This window comes from Microbacterium umsixpiens (genome assembly GCF_053543675.1).
On record NZ_JBLVOH010000058.1, the window covers coordinates 1 to 2,465 of the forward strand.

Sequence of the window (2,465 nt, forward strand, 5' to 3'; positions counted from 1 at the left end):
AGCGACGGCAGCACCGGCGCAGGACCGCCACCAATGCCGGGCTCGGGAAGAGACGGCAACGGCCCGGGAATCGGATCCGGAAGCGACGGCAGCACCGGCGCAGGACCGCCACCAATGCCGGGCTCGGGAAGAGACGGCAACGGCCCAGGAATCGGTTCGGGCGCAGGGCCGGGGGCCGGCGCAGGAGCCGGCGAGGGGCCGGGAGCAGGTCCGGGAGTCGGCTCAGTGGCCCCATCCGGACCGCCGCCGACGGTGGGAGGCGTCTCAGCCGGGCCGCCCTGTGGCCGCTCGACGTGCTTCATCCCGTCGGTGACGCTCTGGGCCATGTTGCGGTCGAGGTCACCGAAGGTGTCGGCGATCGCCTGCAGGGTGTCGCGGATGCCTTCCAGGCTCTTCTGCAGCTGGCCGCGCTTGCGATCCCAGTTGCCGGCGAAGTCCTGCACCTTGCCGGAGAGCCCGCTGTGACCCGTGAGCCCGGCGACGTCATCGCCGAACCGGTCGGCGTTCGCGAACGTCTGGATGGCGGCGCTGATCGATGAACGCGACGCGTCCAGCAGACTGCTCTCGAGCGTGAGGTCGCTCATCGTTCCCCCCGGAGTGGATGAAGGTCGTGCAGGCGCACACGAGGGGATGCCGAGGTCGGCATCCCCTCGTGTGGTGTGCGGCGATTACTGGCGGATCTGCGCGGCCAGCTGCTCGTCGGTCGACTGCAGCGACTGGGCTGCGACGTCGAGGAAGCGAGCCATGCCCTCGATACCGGCGATGGTCGCGGTCGCGCCCTGGTTGAACTGCGCGTAGGACGCGTCGAACGCACCAGAGGCGGACGTGGTCACGAAGCCGCCCGAGACGAGCTGCGAGACGTATGCGCGGAGGTTCTTCAGCTGCGTTTCGATGTCCTGCTGGCCCGTGCGGAGACGGCCAGCAGCATCCTTCATGTCGGCGTAGCTGACTTTGAGGTTCGTCATGGTGTTACCTTCCGGTCGCCCCGGCGGGTGCCGGAGAGTTCTTGTGCTTCGAGACTAACGAAGCGGTTCTGGTCTGCAAATGGGGAGAAGTCCCCATCGGTCTCGGATGTGCGCTCAGACGGTCTCGGGGATGACGAGCGGGAACTGCACGCGCACCACCTTGCCGCGCTGCGCGAGCACCGCACGACCCACCGGGAACTCGCCCCGACCGATCCGCGGCAGCGGAGCCTTGAGCACGAGCTCGCCGTCGATCGTCTCGGGCTGGAGCACCACCCCGCGGCGCGACTGCTTGATCTCGCCGAGCAGACCGAAGTTGCTCGTCCACTCGCTCGTGTCGCCCGTGAACAGCAGCAGCAGCTCGCCGCGACCGGCCCGCTTGACCAGGTCGGACAGCGGCATCTCCAGCAGAGACGACGCGAACTCCGCCACGCCCTCGACGGCCACGACCGGCTTGAGACCGGCTTCGGCCTTCTCGACGATCTCGGCGACGGCCGCCGTGCCGCTGATGCCGTCGGCCGCCGAAGCCGTCCACGCCACCGCGTTCTTCACCGGCGAGCGCGACGACCCGAGGTACAGCGTGGGCGTGCCCGGCCGTGCCCGCAGCATCTGCTGGGTGATCGCCGCGAGCGCATTGCTCTTCCCGCTCGCGGGAGGGCCGGCGATCACGAACGTGCCGGTCGGCTCGATCCCGAACGGACCGAGGTCGGCGTCGGAGAGTCCGACGACCAGCTGGTCGCCGAGGAGAGCGGGGACCTCGTCGATGCGGTAGCTCAGCGGGAGCGCCCGCACCGGCGGAGCATCCGGCACACCACGGCGCGACATGGATGCCGCCATCCGCTCGATCGCGAGGGACTGCTCCTTCATGCTGCGCGTGCCCCCGACGATCGCGATCTGCGCCTCGTTCTCGCCGACGATCGCGCGTCCGGGCACCGACTCCGGGTTCAGCACGTCCTTGGGGACGTTGAGGATGTTGTACGCGTCGGTGTCGGACATGCGCAGCACCACGCGGCGCTGGATCATCGCGTTCAGCGCGCTCGGGATGCTCTGGAAACGGTCGGCCGACAGCACCACATGGATGCCGACCGCTCGTCCGTCGGAGAGCACCTCCTGCAGGGCGTTGTAGGTGTCGGAGCGACCGATCACGGCCTCGTAGTCGTTGCGGAACGCCGCGAAGCCGTCGATGAGCACCACGATGCGCGGCTCGTCGGACTTGCCGGACAGCGCGCGGTACTCGGTCAGGGTCGCCGCGCCCACCGCGGAGTAGGCGTCACCACGACGATCGAGCTCGCTGCGCAGCGTCGCGAACAGCCGGGCCACGCGCTCGGCGTCGTCGCCCGAGATGACCGAGCCCACGTGCGGCAGCGGTTCCAGCATCCGCAGCGCGCCGGAGCCGAAGTCGAGCCCGTACACGTGCACGGGGCCGCCGCGCGGCGTGATGCCGGCCGACACCGCGAGGGTGCGCAGCGCGGCGCTCTTGCCGGCGCCGCTGGTGCCGTAGAT

General features: G+C 69.8%; 3 protein-coding genes. All 3 read right to left on the reverse strand.

Translation table 11 applies throughout. The annotated features are described in order from the left end of the window. A partial coding sequence (locus ACNPM4_RS05820) for a WXG100 family type VII secretion target (protein WP_448985033.1) occupies window positions 1-584 on the reverse strand: 584 nt, incomplete at its 3' end. A gap of 84 nt (window positions 585-668) precedes the next feature. Further along, window positions 669-965, reverse strand: a complete 297-nt coding sequence (locus ACNPM4_RS05825; protein ID WP_017204355.1) for a WXG100 family type VII secretion target — start codon at window positions 963-965, stop codon at window positions 669-671. 114 nt (window positions 966-1,079) lie between these two features. Further along, on the reverse strand, window positions 1,080-2,465 hold a 1,386-nt coding region (locus tag ACNPM4_RS05830; protein WP_448985034.1), incomplete at its 5' end, for an FtsK/SpoIIIE domain-containing protein.